At 61.3% G+C, this 19,053-nt stretch carries 7 protein-coding genes; 6 read left to right on the top strand and 1 reads right to left on the bottom strand.

Going from position 1 to position 19,053, the window contains the following annotated elements; all coding sequences use genetic code 11:
- The first annotated feature begins 974 nt into the window (after nt 1-974).
- From H9K75_RS08625 to H9K75_RS08605, 6 genes are all read left to right on the top strand, one after another.
- Nucleotides 975-1,664 carry a BapA/Bap/LapF family prefix-like domain-containing protein gene (locus tag H9K75_RS08625; protein WP_187725450.1) on the top strand — a complete coding sequence of 230 codons (690 nt, stop codon included), beginning with the start codon at nt 975-977 and terminating at the stop codon, nt 1,662-1,664.
- A complete protein-coding gene (locus tag H9K75_RS08620) occupies nt 1,664-12,742 on the top strand; it encodes an Ig-like domain-containing protein (RefSeq protein WP_187725449.1) in 11,079 nt (3,692 codons plus the stop codon). The genes H9K75_RS08625 and H9K75_RS08620 overlap by 1 nt, the downstream gene beginning before the upstream one ends.
- Nucleotides 12,743-13,546: 804 nt before the next feature.
- Nucleotides 13,547-14,929 carry a TolC family protein gene (locus H9K75_RS08615; protein WP_187725448.1) on the top strand — a complete coding sequence of 461 codons (1,383 nt, stop codon included), beginning with the start codon at nt 13,547-13,549 and terminating at the stop codon, nt 14,927-14,929.
- A gap of 100 nt (nt 14,930-15,029) precedes the next feature.
- Entirely contained in the window at nt 15,030-16,964 is a 1,935-nt protein-coding gene (locus H9K75_RS08610; protein ID WP_264293994.1) for an ABC transporter transmembrane domain-containing protein, read from the top strand.
- A complete protein-coding gene (locus H9K75_RS24705; protein WP_264293993.1) occupies nt 16,907-17,146 on the top strand; it encodes a hypothetical protein in 240 nt (79 codons plus the stop codon). Before H9K75_RS08610 ends, H9K75_RS24705 begins: the two co-directional genes overlap by 58 nt.
- Nucleotides 17,133-18,494: an HlyD family efflux transporter periplasmic adaptor subunit gene (locus H9K75_RS08605; protein ID WP_226858611.1), complete on the top strand. Its 1,362-nt coding sequence runs from the start codon at nt 17,133-17,135 to the stop codon at nt 18,492-18,494. Before H9K75_RS24705 ends, H9K75_RS08605 begins: the two co-directional genes overlap by 14 nt.
- Before the next feature lie 48 nt (nt 18,495-18,542).
- Here the strand turns inward: H9K75_RS08605 and H9K75_RS08600 are convergent, their stop codons facing one another.
- A complete protein-coding gene (locus H9K75_RS08600) occupies nt 18,543-18,860 on the bottom strand; it encodes a response regulator (protein WP_264293992.1) in 318 nt (105 codons plus the stop codon).
- Nucleotides 18,861-19,053 lie beyond the last annotated feature (193 nt).

Genomic DNA, 19,053 nt, shown 5'->3' with positions numbered 1-19,053 from the left:
TCGACACGATCACACGAGGGGCTCATTGAGCGAGATGCGGGCGCCGAGGCCACGGCGGAACCACCGAGCCTGCTGGCGCATCAACATCCCGCTCGAAATTGCATATTGCAGCAACTACCTTGGTTGCCTGAATTCGCGGTGACAGGCAAGAACCCGCGATTGGGTATATCCCTTTGCATTACGCGACAAATGCAATCAAATAATTCAGTTCGATTTTGAGGTGAGTTGATTTATATTAAAAATTCCATAACTTCGCGTAACCAGTTCTTATGGCGATACTCTGGTGACGATTGTGGAAATTCGTTTCTGAAATTCAATCTGCAGACCCAGCACTATAATTCGTGCCGTCCGCTTTGTAGCGGCAGCGTTCGATATTTCATAGTTTCTGCTTTTCATGCAGTTGGAATATTTTGAATTATCGGTTGGGCATATATCTGCTATAAATGCCATATCAATCGAATGCCGGTTGTTAATGTGGTCGAAAGAATTTGACCAGACCCGACTACAAACAGTTAATTATCTGACGGTGAAAATATTTTTCGGAGAGCGATTGATTTTCTTGTTTGCATTGCTGCTCTTGGTTGGAGAATCAATTGGTGATCGATTTCACCTTGGCGAGCACTAGCGATAATCATTCGTGTCGCCAGTCTTAGTCCAAGGCAAATTGTTTGTTAACCAATGTTAACTGATTCGGAAATATGTCAATGATTCTTAGCCATTCCTTTGGTTACTCCAAGGCTTGAGATTTGTCAGTCGTTCAGGAATGGGTCTGGTTAATCTGTGTACGTTCCTGCATTCGCGGTATGGAATGTTTGAAATTAATCCCAGTTGAGTTGATCGAATTTCCTCTTTAAGCGAGCGGGGAGGCTTGGCACAGGCCGGAGTTCGCAGTTTGATTCACCCAATCGTTTTTGCTACGCCGAATTTTCGGCAAATAAGCACGTCTATTTAAATTTCCTAAATTGAGTATATCTATGTCTTCTTTAGTAGCTAATGTGAAAATCGTCGTCGTTTCCAAAAAGACAGCCGTTTCCAAATCCGATATGCCAGCGGAGTTTCGTTTGTCCGATGCGTCGGTCGTTCAGGTCGGGGTCACGCGCGAGGATGTCGAGGAAATGATTCGCGTCGGCAATGATCTGATACTCAAGCTGCAAAGCGGGGAGGTCATCACGGTTCAAGATTTCTTCGCCCAACTCGGAGGCGATGCGAGCAACCTGGTGCTCAACGACGATCAGGAAGGTCTATGGCTCGTGGATTTCGCATCTGGCGAAGGTCCTGTGGCGTATAGCTACTCCAACCTCCATTCCATAGAGTCCTTGTTGACGGAGGGTGACAACGGCATGCTCCCGCTGGTGCTGGGCTTGGGTGGGGGCGTGGGCGGTCTGGCTGCTGCGGCCTCGGGCTCCGGCGGCTCTGGCGGCTCTGATGGGCCAACGGTCAAACCACCTCCTCCGAACGTTCATCCGGTGAACGGAACCGACGCGATCACCGGCATGGCCGTGCCGGGCTCGACGGTGACCGTGACCTTTCCAGATGGAACAACGGCTAGCGCTGTAGTTGGGGCCGACGGCAAGTTCAAGGTGCCCAATCCCGGATTGCACGATGGTGACAAGGTGTCGGTGACTGCCGCCGACCCGAGCGGGGCATCAGTGAGCCGACGGTAGTGACAGTGGATGCGGTGGCACCTGCCGCGCCGATCCTGGATCTGGTCAACGGTCACGATGCGATCACCGGCCATGCCGAGCCCGGAGCGACGGTGTCGGTGACGTTTCCCGATGGAAGTACTGCCACCACGGTAGCCGGTGCAGATGGCAGCTTTTCCGTGGCGAATCCCGGTCTCGCGGATGGAGACACGATTACAGCGGTTGCAATCGATCAGGCGGGTAACGTCAGCGCCGGCACAATCGCCACGGTGGATGCCGCCGCTCCGGCGGTGCCAACGGTCGATCCGGTGAATGCCAATGATCCCATCACCGGACATGCCGAGCCCGGCTCCACGGTGACGGTGACCTATCCCGACGGCTCAACTGGGACTACCGTGGCGAAACCTGATGGTAGCTTCACGGTACCCAACCCCGGTGATCTCAACCACGAAGACAAGATCACCGTCACGGCTACCGATCCCGCAGGCAACATCAGCGGTGAAGCGACGGTCATCGTGGATGCCGTTGCGCCGGACCTTCCCAGCGTGAATCCGGTCGATCCGAACGAGCCGATTACCGGCAGCGCTGAGCCTGGATCGACCGTGACCGTGATTTTTCCCGACGGCTCGAAAGACACCGCGGTGGCAGGTCCGGACGGCAGTTTCGTCATACCGAACCCCGGCGGGCTCGAGGATGGCGACAAGATCACGGTGACCGCCACCGATCCTGCTGGCAACACCAGCGGCGAAACTACGGTAGAGGTGGATGTGCAGCCCGTAGACACGACACCGCCTAGCGTGCCAGACATCGATCCTGTGAACGCGACCCACCCCATCACCGGCCATGCAGAACCCGGTTCGACCGTGACCGTGACTTATCCGGATGGCTCCAAGGACACCGTGACCGCCGACCCCAGTGGCAGCTTCAGCGTCCCCAACCCCGGTGATCTGGCCGATGGGGACAAGATCACCGTGACCGCAACCGACGCTGCAGGCAACACCAGCGGTGAGGCAATCGCCATCGTCGATGCGCTCGCTCCTGATATTCCGACGATAGAGCCCGTGGGTGCGACTGATCCGATCACGGGTCACGCAGAGCCCGGTTCAACGGTGACCGTGACCTTTCCGGATGAAACAATCACTACCGTCATTGCGGGCGCTGACGGCAGTTTCGAGGTACCCAATCCCGGTAACCTCAAGGATGGTGACATCATCACCGCCACCGCAACCGATGCGGCAGGCAACACAAGCGGGGAAGCGATCGCTACCGTGGATGCAGTCGCTCCCGCTGTTCCCGTCATTGATCCTGTCGGTGCAACTGGCCCGATCACGGGCTACGCAGAACCTGGCTCGACGGTGACCGTGACCTTTCCCGATGAAACAACGTCGACGGTTACCGCGGGTACAGACGGGAGTTTCGCAGTCCCGAATCCGGGCAATCTCAGTGATGGCGACATCGTCACAGCGACCGCAACCGATCCCGCAGGCAACACCAGCGGTGAAGCGATCGTCATCGTCGACGCACTCGCTCCAAACATTCCAACGATAGACCCTGTGGGTGCGACTGATCCGATTACAGGTCACGCCGAGCCTGGATCGACAGTGACGGTGACATTTCCCAATGAAACAACGGCGACAGTCACCGCGGGAACGGATGGCCGTTTTGAAGTGCCAAATCCCGGCAACCTGAACGATGGCGACATCATCACGGCAACGGCAACAGATCCCGCAGGCAATACCAGCGGCGAAGCGACGGCTACCGTCGACGCAATCGCGCCCGCTGTTCCGACCATTGATCCTGTGGGGGCAACTGATCCGATCACAGGCCATGCCGAGCCTGGCTCAACCGTGACCGTGACCTTCCCGGATGAAACAATCACTACGGTCACTGCAGGATCAGACGGCAGCTTCGAGGTTCCAAATCCGGGCAACCTTAACGATGGCGACATCATCACGGCAACTGCAACTGATGCTGCAGGTAACACCAGTGGTGAAGGGACAGCCATCGTCGATGCAGTCGCGCCCACTATTCCGACCATTGATCCTGTCGGCGCAACCGATCCGATCACGGGCCATGCTGAACCTGGCTCAACGGTCACAGTGACCTTCCCGGACGAAACAACAGCTACGGTCACAGCGGGCACTGACGGCAGTTTCGAGGTTCCAAACCCGGGCAACCTCAACGATGGCGACGTGATCACAGCCACCGCCACTGATCCCGCGGGCAACACCAGTGGCGAAGCGACGGCTACCGTCGATGCAATTGCGCCCAGTGTTCCAACCATTGATCCTGTCGGTGCAACGGATCCGATCACGGGCCATGCCGAGCCTGGCTCAACGGTCACAGTGACCTTCCCGGACGAAACAACAGCTACGGTCACAGCGGGCAATGACGGCAGCTTCGAGGTTCCAAACCCGGGCAACCTCAACGACGGCGACATACTCACGGCAACTGCAACTGATGCTGCAGGTAACACGAGCGGCGAAGGGACAGCCATCGTCGACGCAGTCGCGCCCAGCGTTCCGACCATTGATCCTGTCGGAGCTACCGATCCGATCACTGGCCATGCAGAACCTGGCTCAACAGTGACGGTGACGTTTCCCGATGAAACAACCACGACGGTAGTCGCGGGAGCGGACGGCAGTTTTGAATTGCCGAATCCGGGTAATCTTAGCGATGGCGACATCATCACGGCCACCGCAACGGATCCCGCAGGCAATACCAGTGACGAGGTGACGGCTACCGTCGATGCAATCGCGCCCACTGTTCCAACCATTGATCCTGTCGGCGCAACCGATCCGATCACAGGCCATGCCGAGCCTGGCTCATCCGTGACCGTGACCTTCCCGGATGAAACAATTACTACGGTTACTGCAGGACCAGACGGCAGCTTCGAGGTCCCAAATCCGGGCAACCTTAACGACGGCGACGTGATCACGGCAACTGCAACCGATGCCGCAGGTAACACGAGCGGCGAAGGGACTGCCGTCGTCGATGCGCTCGCTCCGGACATTCCGACGATTGATCCTGTCGGGGCAACCGATCCGATCACAGGCCATGCCGAACCTGGCTCAACCGTGACCGTGACCTTCCCGGATGAAACAATCACTGCGGTCACTGCAGGACCAGACGGCAGCTTCGAGGTCCCAAATCCGGGCAACCTTAACGACGGCGACGTGATCACGGCAACCGCTACCGATGCTGCAGGTAACACGAGCGGCGAAGGGACTGCCATCGTTGATGCAGTCGCGCCCAGTGTTCCGACCATTGATCCTGTCGGTCCCACCAATCCCATCACAGGCCATGCAGAACCTGGCTCAACAGTGACGGTGACGTTTGCCGATGAAACGACCACAACGGTAGTTGCGGGAGCGGACGGCAGTTTTGAATTGCCGAATCCTGGCAATCTCAACGATGGCGACATCATCACGGCGACCGCAACGGATCCCGCAGGTAATACCAGTGGCGAAGCGATGGCTACGGTCGATGCAATTGCGCCCAGTGTTCCAACCATTGATCCTGTCGGTGCAACGGATCCGATCACGGGCCATGCCGAGCCTGGCTCAACGGTCACTGTGACCTTCCCGGACGAAACAACAGCTACGGTCACCGCGGGCACTGACGGCAGCTTCGAGGTTCCAAACCCGGGCAACCTCAACGATGGCGACGTGATCACAGCCACCGCCACTGATCCTGCAGGTAACACCAGTGGTGAAGCGACGGTCAACGTCGATGCAATTGCGCCCACTATTCCGACCATTGACCCCGTCGGAGCGACCAATCCGATCACAGGCCATGCCGAGCCTGGCTCAAAGGTCACCGTGACCTTTCCCGATGAAACAACAGCCATGGTCACTGCAGGGTCAGACGGAAGCTTCGAGGTTTCAAACCCGGGCAACCTTAACGACGGCGACATAGTCACGGCAACTGCCACTGATGCTGCAGGTAACACGAGCGGCGAAGGGACTGCCATCGTCGACGCGCTTGCTCCGAACATTCCGACCATTGACCCTGTGGGTGCGACCAATCCAATCACCGGTCACGCCGAACCGGGCTCGATGGTGACGGTGACTTTCCCTGATGGCACAACGGCAGCAGTCACCGCAGGAACAGACGGTAGTTTTGAAGTACCGAATCCGGGCAATCTCAACGACGGTGACCTCATCACTGCAACCGCAACCGATGCCGCAGGTAACACGAGTGGCGAAGCAACAGCTACCGTCGATGCAATCGCGCCCACTATTCCGACCATTGATCCCGTCGGAGCGACCAATCCGATCACCGGTCATGCAGAACCTGGCTCGACAGTGCTGGTGACTTTCCCCGATGCAACTACGGCTACGGTCACTGCAGGAACAGACGGCAGCTTCCAAGTGGCGAACCCGGGTAACCTCAATAACGAAGACGTCATTACCGTCACTGCAACCGATACTGCAGGCAACACCAGCGGCGAAGGGTCGGCCATCGTCGATGCGCTCGCTCCGAACGTCCCGACCATTGATCCTGTCGGAGCGTCTAACCCGATCACCGGTCATGCAGAACCTGGCTCGACGGTGTTGGTGACCTTCCCCGATGAAACTACGGCTACGGTCACTGCAGGAACAGACGGCAGCTTCCAAGTGGCGAACCCGGGTAGTCTCAATGATGGAGACGTCATCACCGTCACCGCAACCGATGCTGCGGGCAACACCAGCGGCGAAGGGTCCGCAATCGTCGATGCGCTCGCTCCGACCATTCCGACCATTGATCCTGTGGGTGCGACCAATCCCATCACTGGCCACGCGGAACCTGGTTCAACGGTGACGGTGACGTTCCCCGACGAAACAACCGCCACGGTCACTGCTGGAGCAGATGGCAGCTTTGAGGTCCCAAATCCGGGCAACCTGAATGACGGCAACGTCATTACCGCGACTGCAACTGATTCAGCGGGCAACACCAGTGGCGAAGCAACGACTATCGTCGATGCCTTGGCACCCACGCTCTTGATTACCGACGACGTCGCTGGCATTGTCGGCAAGGATGGCGTTGTCACCTTCACTTTTACGTTCAGCGAGGCGGTGGAGGGATTCGATGCGAGCGATATCGCGATTCAAGGCGGCATCGCCGGACAGTTCACCCAAGTGTCTCCAACTGTCTACACGCTGCAGGTGACGCCACCGGTCGGCGCAACGGGCATCATTTCGATCAGCGTTGCCGCAGCAGCGGCTCATGATCTTGCGGGCAACCCCACTGCGGCGGCCAATGCTGAGCAAGCATTCGACACAGAGCCGCCACCTGCAGGCAGCCTCACAAGCCTTGCTCTGATGGACAACGAAGGGGCGGTCACTGGCCCGATTGGATGGGGCAGCACGACGGACGATGCCACGCCCACCTACACCGGCATCGCTGCCGAAGGCGTGACGAAGGTGGAGTTGCTGGACCACGGCGTGGTGATCGGCACGGCTGTCGTGAACCCGGATGGCACGTTCAGCGTGTCGCCGGACAACGCGATCAGTGGCCGGGATCACATCTTCACGCTGCGGCCGGTGGATGCGGCTGGCAACATCGGCTCGGAGACGGGTGAGATCGGCTTCATGTTCGATGGAGTGGCGCCTGCTGCGCCGGCCATCACGGGCGTGCAGGACAACGAAGGCACGATCACGGGTGCGATCCCCAAGGACGGAGTGACCGATGATGCCACCCCGGTGGTCAGCGGCAGCGGCACGCCCGGCACCATCGTGACCATCTACGACGGCGCGAGGGAAGTGGGCAGCACCACGGTGCAGCCCGACGGTAAATGGAGCGTGGAGGTGAGCGCGCTTGGTGATGGCGATCACGTCCTCACGGCGACCACCACCAATGCGGCGGGCGTGGAGAGCGCGCACACGGGCGGCTACCCGCTCACGGTGGATACCGTGGCACCTGACGCACCTGAAACCGTGCATGCCACGGACAACGTGAATAACGCAGGCGGTGCGGTCATTGCGATCACGCAGGGCGACACCACCGACGATGCCACCCCCACGCTGAGCGGCAGCGGCACGGCGGGCGAGACCATCACGATCCTGGACAACGGCGTGAAGATCGGTGAGACGACGGTGCAGCCGGACGGCACCTGGAGCTTCACCCCGGCCACGGGCCTGGGCGAGGGAGCGCACAGCATCACCACGACCGCCACCGACGCGGCGGGCAACACCAGCAACGCGAGTGCGCCGCTGGACTTCACGGTGGACACGAGCGCACTGGAGCTCACGATCACCCGCGTGGAGGACAACGCGCAGGCGGCGCTGGAGCTGATCGCCGATGGAGGACTCACCAACGACGCCACCCCCACGTTCGTGGGCACGGCGACGGCGGGCGCCAGCGTTGCGATCTATGACGGCGCAACCCTGGTGGGCACGACCACGGCGGACGCGGCAGGCCACTGGAGCATCACGCTCGCAGACCAGACCGACGGCCAGCACACCTATAGCGTGCAGGCAACGAACGCGGCCAACCACACGGTGACGCAGGACTACACGGTCACGGTGGACACGACCGCCTCGCCGGCCCCCGTCATCGGCAAGGGCATTGATGACGTGGGCGACAGGCAGGGCAACCTGGCGAGCGGGGATGTCACGGACGACACGACGCCGACGCTGATCGGCACGGGCACGGCAGGCGAGCGGGTGAACATCTATGTGGACGGCCTGCTTGTGGGAAAGACGAACGTGCGCGCCGACGGCACCTGGTCGTACACACTGGACGAGACGCACCAGCTCACCTCGGATGGCGAACACATCTTCACAGCCACCACGGTGGATGCGGCAGGCAACGAGAGCGCAGCAAGCGCGCCCTTCAGCGTGCAGCTGGACACCACGGCACCGGACATGAGCAACGTGGTCATCCACGTAGACCCGGTGACGGCCGACGGGGTGGTGAACGCGGTCGAAGCGCAGGGCATGGTCACCTTGACGGGCACGATCACGGGTGTCCCGGCGGACGCTGCAAGCACCACGGTGGTGGTGAGCCTGAACGGCAACCACTACACGGCCACGTTGAACGGCACGGGCTGGAGCGTGCAGGTGCAGGGCTCGGAGCTTGTGGCCGATGCTGACCGCACGCTGCAAGTCACCGCCACACTGACCGATGCAGCGGGCAACCCGGCTGACAAGACGACCAATCAAGGCTATACGGTGGCTGCTGCGGCACCGGCAGACGGCTGCCTCACAAACCTTTCGCTGATGGACGACGAAGGGGCGGTCACTGGCCCGATTGGATGGGGCAGCACGACGGACGATGCCACGCCCACCTACACCGGCATCGCTGCCGAAGGCGTGACGAAGGTGGAGTTGCTGGACCACGGCGTGGTGATCGGCACGGCTGTCGTGAACCCGGACGGCACGTTCAGCGTGTCGCCGGACAACGCGATCAGTGGCCGGGACCACATCTTCACGCTGCGGCCGGTGGATGCGGCTGGCAACATTGGCTCGGAGACGGGTGAGATCGGCTTCATGTTCGATGGAGTGGCGCCTGCTGCGCCGGCCATCACGGGCGTGCAGGACAACGAAGGCACGATCACGGGTGCGATCCCCAAGGACGGAGTGACCGATGATGCCACCCCGGTGGTCAGCGGCAGCGGCACGCCCGGCACCATCGTGACCATCTACGACGGCGCGAGGGAAGTGGGCAGCACCACGGTGCAGCCCGACGGTAAATGGAGCGTGGAGTTGAGCGCGCTGGGTGATGGCGATCACGTCCTCACGGCGACCACCACCAATGCGGCGGGCGTGGAGAGCGCGCACACGGGCGGCTACCCGCTCACCGTGGACACCGTGGCACCTGACGCACCTGAAACCGTGCATGCCACGGACAACGTGAACAACGCAGGCGGTGCGGTCATTGCGATCACGCAGGGCGACACCACCGACGATGCCACCCCCACGCTGAGCGGCAGTGGCACGGCGGGCGAGACCATCACGATCCTGGACAACGGCGTGAAGATCGGTGAGACGACGGTGCAGCCGGGCGGCACCTGGAGCTTCACCCCGGCCACGGGCCTGGGCGAGGGAGCGCACAGCATCACCACGACCGCGACCGACGCGGCGGGCAACACCAGCAACGCGAGTGCGCCGCTGGACTTCACGGTGGACACGAGCGCACTGGAGCTCACGATCACCCGCGTGGAGGACAACGCGCAGGCGGCGCTGGAGCTGATTGCCGATGGAGGACTCACCAACGACGCCACCCCCACGTTCGTGGGCACGGCGACGGCGGGCGCCAGCGTTGCGATCTATGACGGCGCAACCCTGGTGGGCACGACCACGGCGGACGCGGCAGGCCACTGGAGCATCACGCTCGCAGACCAGAGCGACGGCCAGCACACCTATAGCGTGCAGGCAACGAACGCGGCCAACCACACGGTGACGCAGGACTATACGGTCACGGTGGACACGACCGCCTCGCCGGCCCCCGTCATCGGCAAGGGCATTGATGACGTGGGCGACAGGCAGGGCAACCTAGCGAGCGGGGATGTCACGGACGACACGACGCCGACGCTGATCGGCACGGGCACGGCAGGCGAGCGGGTGAACATCTATGTGGACGGCCTGCTTGTGGGCAAGACGAACGTGCGCCCCGACGGCACCTGGTCGTACACACTGGACGAGGCACACCAGCTCACCTCGGATGGCGAACACGTCTTCACAGCCACCACGGTGGATGCGGCAGGCAACGAGAGCGCAGCAAGCGCGCCCTTCAGCGTGCAGCTGGACACCACGGCACCGGACATGAGCAACGTGGTCATCCACGTGGACCCGGTGACGGCGGACGGGGTGGTGAACGCGGTCGAGGCGCAGGGCATGGTCACCTTGACGGGCACGATCACGGGTGTTCCGGCGGACGCTGCAAGCACCACGGTGGTGGTGAGCCTGAACGGCAACCACTACACGGCCACGTTGAACGGCACGGGCTGGAGCGTGCAGGTGCAGGGCTCGGAGCTTGTGGCCGATGCTGACCGCACGCTGCAAGTCACCGCCACACTGACCGATGCGGCGGGCAACCCGGCCGACAAGACGACCAATCAAGGCTATGCGGTCGACACCGACGCCCCGGCTGGAAATAGCTTGAGCGGCGTGCTGCTGTGGGATGACTACGGCGCTGTGACGGGCGAGATCAAGACCGGAGGACAGACTGATGACGGCAAGCCCACCTTCAGCGGAAAGGCAGACCCTTCAGACGTCTCGACCGTGCGAGTGTTCGACAACGGAGTGATGATCGGAGTGGCCGATGTGCGTGCCGACGGCACTTGGAGCTTTGAGCCGAGCCTGCCATTGTCAGTTGGGCCACACAGTTGGCAAGCACAGCCGGTGGATGCGGCTGGCAACCTGGGACCGCTTGGTACACCGATCCATTTCGATTTGCTCGCCGTCCCGGCAGCACCCATCATCGTGAAGGTGATGGATGACGTGGGAGCTGTTCAGGGCATTGTCCAACCTGGAGCCAAGACCGACGACACCACGCCGACTCTGAGCGGGACGGGGACACCCGGCACTGTCATTTCGATCTACGACAACGGAACGAAGGTGGGAACAACGACGATCACCAACAGCGACGGTACATGGAGCCTGACGGTTGGCCCATTCATGACGATAGCCGGCGTCGAAAGTATTCACAATTTCACTGCGACGGCGACAGATGGAGCGGGGCAGGAAAGTGCAGCCTCGAATCTTTACCCGATCAGTCTCCTGATAATACCGGTGCCCGATGCGCCGCATATCGACTTCATATATGACGATGTGGGAATACTGCAAGGCATCATTCCCAACGGTGGGATCACCAATGACGCCAAACCATACATCTCCGGTCATGCGGGCGCAGGCGATACCGTGCGGATATATGACAATGGCAAGCTGATCGGCAGTGCGGTGGCCGGCGCCGATGGTGTCTGGAGCTACCAGGTAGCGACCGCAATAGTGGGGGAGGGCAACCATTCGTTGACGGCTGTTGCCGTGAACTCATTCGGTATTACGAGTGAAACAAGTAGCCCATATCTATACACTCTGGATACCATACCCCTTGACGTCACGAGTGTTCTCTACACGACACCCATGGTTACGAGCGATAACTATATCCACGCCTACGAAGCGACTGGAAATATCACCATAGACACCCGGATAACAGGTGTTCCTGCAGGGGGATTTGTGTATGCAATCAGGGTCGTTATGAATGGTGTGACCTACGAAAGCAAGGACAACCATGGCAACGGAGACTGGAGCATTACGATTCCAGCGAGTGCTTTCATCGCAAATACGAGTCACCGATATGAATTTGCTGTACTGGTTGCTGATGCCGCAGGGAATGGGGCATGGTGGGGTGTCCCTAACTACACATACGGCGTTCAACCTGGCTTGACAGCTTTGGCAATGCCATTGGTTGATCCGCTGTCACAAGCGGAGGTTGTCGGTGTTGAAGATCCGCAGCATCTGACGAGCGCTGCGCGAACTGGCACGGAACTGGCTGCGCCGCTGAAATGGATGGGCGCGGTGGACGACGTCACGTCCGTCGCTCCTGGAAATGCGCGTGACAGTGCAACGGCGATCCCGAGCCCCGAGCGGCATGCCGATGGCGCGAACATGGAGCCTGATTCGCATATTGCAACGCGGCCTGCGACCTCGCCTGATGTCGGTGGCAATGCGGCGAACGATCAACTGGTCAGTCATGTGGGCAACGAAGTCTTCCAAGTTCATCCTGACAGTCGCAGCACTCTGATGTTCAAGTTGCTGTCGGCCAGCGACGGGACCGGCGGCAACGGCAGCGACACGGTGAACGGCTTCAGGGTTGGCGACTGGGAGGCGTCGTCGATGGCTGACCGCATCGACGTGAGTGACCTGCTGGTCGGCTACACGCCCACCGTGAATGGCAAGTTTGCCGCACAGTACGTCAACGGCGAGGCGAGCATCAATGCGGGAGACAACATTGCCCAGTACCTTTCGGTCACGCATTCCGGTGGCAACACCGTCGTGAGCATCGACCGGGATGGCGCGGGCGATGCGTTCTCTCCGACCGCTCTCGTCACGTTGACGGGTGTGCATACCGATCTCGCAACCTTGCTCGCGAACCATCAGATTTCTCTGGTCTGATGAATAAAGGGTTGGGTCTTGCGTCAGCGCAAGACCCAACTTTTCATACTCCTAAATCATTAGAGTCTGTTCACCCAACCCACGGGGTCGCGCAAGCCCGGAGGGCTGCGCAGTCTTGGGCGGTCTGCGGCGTTGCAGTCTCTCGCAAGGTACCTACCTTGCTTCGAGCCCGCGCCTTGCATCCCATCCCGTCCCAAGACTGCACAACGCGATTCCCGCGCGTTGGGAGAACAGGCCCTGGTTCATTTCAACGCACCTTCTGCGATTTGGCGGAAGGTGCGTTTTGTCTATGCCGATTTGCTGTGCGAGTAACGGTGCGTGTTTGAGTGAATTCAATGACGGCGGGTTCTCGGCAGTTCTGAATTCTTCCTGCGGTAATCCGTTTTCATTGGGTCACTGGATTCCGTAGAAACCGCGCAGGTGACGGCTTCCCACCCATGACTTGTTGGTGCTTTTGAAAGCGACCCAGTTGCTTCTCTCCAGATCCCAGAGGTCTTCCGGGAATTCAAACAAAGCCAGTCCTGCACGAAATCGTGCGGTCTCTTGGATAGCAAATCCTTGCAGTAGCCATGGCGATCACAGCCGCGTGCGCCATGCAACCCGCCTCGATCCGCAATGGCAGCAGGCGGTCTTTGGAGCGAGTTTTTTGAGGTTAGGGAAATCAAATTGGAAAATATGAATGCGCGGTGTCGTCCGTCGCGTTGGAGTAAGGCGGTTGGCATATTGTTCGTGGTGACTCAGGGTTTGGCTCAGGCGCAGCAACAAGCGGCTGGACAGACGACACCGCCAGGTGCCATCGGCCGCATGACCAACGCACCCGAGAGCGAAGGCGGCGTTCCGGCATCGAGTTCACCCGTCACGGCCGAGAACAAACGGTTGGCTCCGTCTCGCCTCGCGTCCGAGGTGGATGCGCCTGCGCCGCGCGTTCTGGCCAAGGACGGCGCTCCCGCTGGTGTGCTTTCCATGGCGCGTGCCGTGCAACTGGCGGTGCAGCAACACCCCTCCATAACCGATGCGGTTTCCACGCTGGCGCAACATGCGGCGGGCGTGGACTACGCCAAGGCCGGCTACTACCCTCAGGTGCGCGTCGGCATGGGCACAGGCACGAGCAACTCCAGCAGTCTCGGTGCGAGCAGCCTTATTGCCTCGGTGTCCGCCTCGCAGATGCTCTACGACTTTGGCAAGGTCGACAGCCAGGTCGGGCGCAGTCAGGCATTGGTGAGGCGTCAACAGGCGGTGGTGCTCAAACAGATCGATGTGATTTCGCGTGGCACTGCGGAGGCGGCTTTGATGGTGCATCGTTACCAGGCGTTGACCGACATCGCGCAGGGGCAGGTCAGCGCGGTGGAAAAGGTGCTTGAACTTGCCGAACTCCGCGCCAACGCCGGCCTTAGCACCAAGGCCGATCCGATTCAGGCGCGGGCGCGCTCGCAGGGCGCTCGGGCCTATCTCGGCCAGATGTCCTCCGAACTGGCGCAGTGGCGGCAAAGGCTGCGAACGTTTGTGGGAGAGGTGGGAACGCGCCAGGTGGAGGTGCTTCCAGGACTTGAGCACGAGACCCTGTGGGCGAGCGCCACTCCCGAGTTCCAGCTCCTTCCGGACGTCATCATCGTGCAGGCCGAGCGCCAGGCTGCGAAGGCGCAGTTGGCGGCGACGCGCGCCGCCAAGCTGCCGACCATCACGCTCGACGCCACGGGAAACAAGGCGGTGAAGGGGGTCAATCCCAGCACCAATGAGCGCCATGGCGTGCACCATTCGCTGCAGTTGAATTTCTCGGTGCCGTTGTACCAAGGCGGCGCGAACGACGCCCAGATCAAGGCTGCTGCTGCCGAAGAAGCGGCCACGCGCGAGCGCATCGAGACCGTTCTCTTGCAGGCTGGCGATCAATCACGTGCGTGGCGTGAGTTGGCGGTGGGCGCGCAGGCGCGGCTTGCCGATGTGGAGTACCGAAGGCAAAGCATTCTTTCGGTGCGCGACCTGTATCGCGAGCAATACCAGTTGGGCACGCGCTCCATCCTCGATCTGCTCAACGCGGAGCAGGAAATCCATCAGGCCGAGGCCGACGAGCAGGCGCTGCTTCACGACCTCTGGCAATACCGGCTCGAGTATGTCTCCGCCACGGGGCGGTTGCGTGAATTCTTTGGCCTGAACAACAAGATCGTGCAGGGCATGGAGTTGCTTCCGTGAGTTTGCAGCCGATGACCATGCACGACCTGTCGCCGGTGCATTTCTACAAGACCACATGGTGCGCAGCGCGCTCGGCGAACGCCCCAGGAGTTGATCACAGATGGATTTACCTCAACAGTACGCTGCGTGGCTTGACGCCATGCTGACGGTCGGCCGCCACTACGGCATCGGGGCTTCGGCCGAGAACGCCCGTGCCGCGCTCGCGTGGGAGCGTGGCACGCCGCTCGACACGCTGCTCGAAATCATGGCCCGCCAGATGGGGTTGCGTCTTCGGCTGTCCGGCTTTGACCCATCGCTGCTCGATGCGTGGCGACTGCCGGTCGTCGTGGAGTTTGTCGATGGCCGGGTGGGTGTGATCAGCACGGTCGATGCCCAGAACCAGGTAGGCATTGCGTTCAGCGGAGAGCACGGCGCGCAAACTGCGATGGATGGCGCTGAGCTCAAGAAGCTGGTGGTGCGCGCGGCCATGCTGCGCCCGCTTGCCGAAGTGCCCGACGCACGGGTTGACGAGTACATCAAGCCGTGGAAACCAAGCTGGTTCTGGCGGGTAGCGCTCAAGGACTGGCATCGCTATGGCGAGGTGGTGCTTGCCTCGCTCGTTGCCAACCTGCTCGCGCTGTCGGGAATGATGTTCTCGATGCAGGTGTACGACCGCGTCGTGCCCTCGCAATCGGAGTCCACGCTGTGGGTGCTGTTCGGCGGCGTGATGCTGGCCATCGCGTTTGAGTTCGTCATGCGACTGTGCCGTACCTACATCATCGACGTCCTTGGCAAGCGCGCCGATCTGCAGATTTCCGACGTGGTCTTCGGTCGGGCGCTGCGGCTGCGCTATGACGCGAGGCCAAAATCCACGGGCAGCTTCATTGCGCAGGTCCGGGAGATCGATCAGGTGCGTGAACTGTTCACATCGACGACCATCGGCGCGGCTGCCGATCTCCCATTCTTCTTCTTGTTTCTTGGAGTGCTCTGGCTGATCGGCGGCTCACTCGTCTGGATTCCGCTGGCCGCACTGCCGCTATTGCTTTTGCCCGGGCTGCTCGCGCAGCGACCACTGGCCAGACTTGCGAACGCCGGCATGCGCGAATCCGCGCTGCGCAACGCGATGCTGGTGGAGGCGGTGCAGGGCATCGACGACATCAAGACGCTGCGCGCGGAGCCGCGATTCCAGAATCGCTGGAACCACGTGAACATGGTGTCCGCCGACATCGGCATGCGCCAGCGCTTTTTGACTAACATGCTCATGACCTGGACCCAGGAAATCCAGGGCGTCGTGTATGCCGTGGTGCTTCTCGTGGGTTGCTATCTCGTGATGAAGGGCGAGATGACGACGGGCGCGCTGGTTGGCAGTTCGATCCTGTCCTCGCGCATGATCTCGCCGATGGCTCAGATCGCCAGCCTGCTGGCGCGCTGGCAGCAGGCCAAGGTGGCGCGCGACGGGCTGAACAAGCTCATGGAACGCCCGGTCGATGTGCCTGAGGACAGCCGCCGCGTGCACGTGCCGTTTGTGCAGGGCGCATATCGCACGATGGGCGTGCGCTTTCAGTACTCCGAGGAAGCCATGCGCGCCGCGCTCGAGTTGCCCAGCCTGCGCATCAAGCCCGGCGAGAAGATCGCGGTGCTGGGCCGCATGGGTGCCGGAAAATCCACGCTGCTGCAACTCCTCGCCGGCATGTACAAACCCAACGCTGGCACGGTGAGCCTCGACGGTCGGGATCTGTCATTGATCGACCCACAGGACGTTCGCCGCGACGTTGGCCTGCTGGCGCAGAACGCCAATCTTTTCTACGGCACGATCCGCGAGAACCTGATGCTGGGTCGGCCCATGGCTAGCGACGGCGAGTTGATCGAGGCACTGCGCATGTCGGGTGGTCTGGCGCTGGTTCAGGGGCGTGCGGAAGGGCTTGACGAGCAGATCCACGAAGGCGGGCTGGGCCTCTCCGGGGCCAGCGTCAGGCCCTGCTGCTCGCGCGCACCATCGTGCGTCAGCCGTCGGTGCTGCTGCTCGACGAGCCGACCGCGCATTTCGACGAGGTGACCGAGCATCAGGTCATCGACACGCTCACGCCCTGGCTTGCGCCGCGCACGCTGATCGTGGCGACGCACCGCATGCAGGTGTTGCAGTGGGTGGATCGCATCATCGTTCTCGACAACGGCCGCGTGGTGATGGACGGCCCGAAGAAGCACGTACTGGGGGAACTGGCAAATGGCAAGGCATGACGCGGTGAATGCGAACGAACGTACCGATCCGGCGCTTGGCGACACGCAGGTGCCGGTGGCCGGGCAGGCGGCAGAAACTTCCATGGCGCCCACGGCCTTGCCAAAGCCGGTGCTGAATGTCCAGCAGGTGAGCGTCGGCGGCGCCAGGCGCGCCACGGGTGGCTCCCGAATGCCCAAGCCCAAGCCGTTGCCCGTGAACTCGCCGGGCAAGGGTGTGGGCCTGCCATTCCCGTTCCTGATCGTGTGGATCGTCGCGTTGCTTCTGCTGGCATTCGGAGCGTGGGCGACGCTCTTCGAACTCTCCGAAGTGTCCACTGGCGTCGGCAAGGTGGTCCCGTCTTCACGCGAACAGATCATCCAGTCGCTCGAAGGCGGGATTCTCGTGGAACTCAAGGTGAAGGAGGGCGACATCGTGAACGCCGGCGACGTGCTGGCCCAACTCGATCGCACCCGAAGCGAGGCCACCGTGCAGGAAAGCCTCGTGCGCATGCGCGCGGCGCAGGCGACCTCGGCGCGTCTCTACGCCGAGGTGAACGACACACCGCTCAAGTTTCCCGACGATGTTCGCAGCGATGCCGATCTGGTGCGAACCGAAACCGCGCTCTACAGTTCGCGGCGCGATGCACTCGCGGGCACTGTCTCGGGCCTTCAGGAGGCTCTGATGCTGGTGCGCAAGGAATTGTCGCTGACCGAACCGCTGGTGCAGCGCGGCGCGGCGAGTGATGTGGAAGTTCTGCGCCTCAAACGCCAGGCCAACGATCTGGTGACGCGCATTGCCGAAGCGCGCAGCCAATACCTGGTGAAGGCGCGGGAGGAACTGGCCAAGGCCAATGCGGAAATCGAATCGCTGCGGCAGGTGACGCGCGGGCGTGCAGACGCGCTGACCCGCCTGACCTTCACATCGCCCGTGCGCGGCGTGGTCAAGGACATCGCGATCACGACGGTCGGCGGCGTGATTCCCCCGAATGGCAAGCTCATGGAGATTGTTCCGCTCGACGAGAAGCTGCTGATCGAGGCGCGCATATCGCCGCGCGACGTGGCCTTCATCCGCCCGGGACAGTCGGCAACGGTAAAGGTCACGGCATACGACTACGCGATCTACGGCGGCCTGCCCGCCAAGGTGGTGACGATTTCGCCGGACACCATCCAGGATGACGTGAAGCGCGACCAGTACTACTACCGCGTGTTTCTGCGCACCGAGGCGGATCACCTCAAACGGGATGACAAGGTATTCCCGATCAGTCCGGGGATGATTGCGTCGGTGGAAATTCTTACCGGCAGCAAGACGGTCATGCAATATTTGATCAAGCCGTTCAACAAGGGACGCGAGGCCTTGCGGGAGCGGTGACTGGAGCTGCGTGGTGCCCGTGTGTCGCTCCTGCCACCGCAGGAGCGCTCAACGTTCGCTGGAAAGCGATGCCTCAACCCGATCCAGCACCGATTCCAGCTCGTCGATGCCGAACGGCTTGACGAGCGTGCGGACATTGCGGCCGCCGAGTTCGCCGATTTCCCGATCCAGTTGGTAGCCGCTGCAAACGATGATCTGGCGTGCCGCATCGGCGCTCAGCAGGCGCGCACTGAACTCCAGCCCCGACATGCCCGGCAGCGTGACATCGGTGATCACCAGATCGAAGGGCTCGCTGGCATCAAGGGCGAGTGCGTCCTCGGCGTTGACGCACGCGGACACAAGCCGCCCTTCGCTCTGCAGCAGCATGGTGATGGACTCTCTGAGCTGTTGATTGTCTTCAACGTATAGAACGCGCACGCCACTCCTTGTGCAAATAATGAAAAAAGATGAATGCAGACTTCAATGGTCATCGTGCCATTGGAAGATTCCCACGCCACGTGACCACAGGCCGCGTGCTATGGGTTGATCCCGGCTCAAAATCCTAGCGCATATTGCTCAA

The organism is Diaphorobacter aerolatus, from assembly GCF_014489535.1.
In the GTDB taxonomy this organism is placed as follows: Bacteria; Pseudomonadota; Gammaproteobacteria; order Burkholderiales; family Burkholderiaceae_C; genus Diaphorobacter_A; species Diaphorobacter_A aerolatus.
The sequence above is the reverse complement of the archived record's forward strand: the minus strand, read 5'-3'. Positions and strand labels throughout refer to the sequence as shown.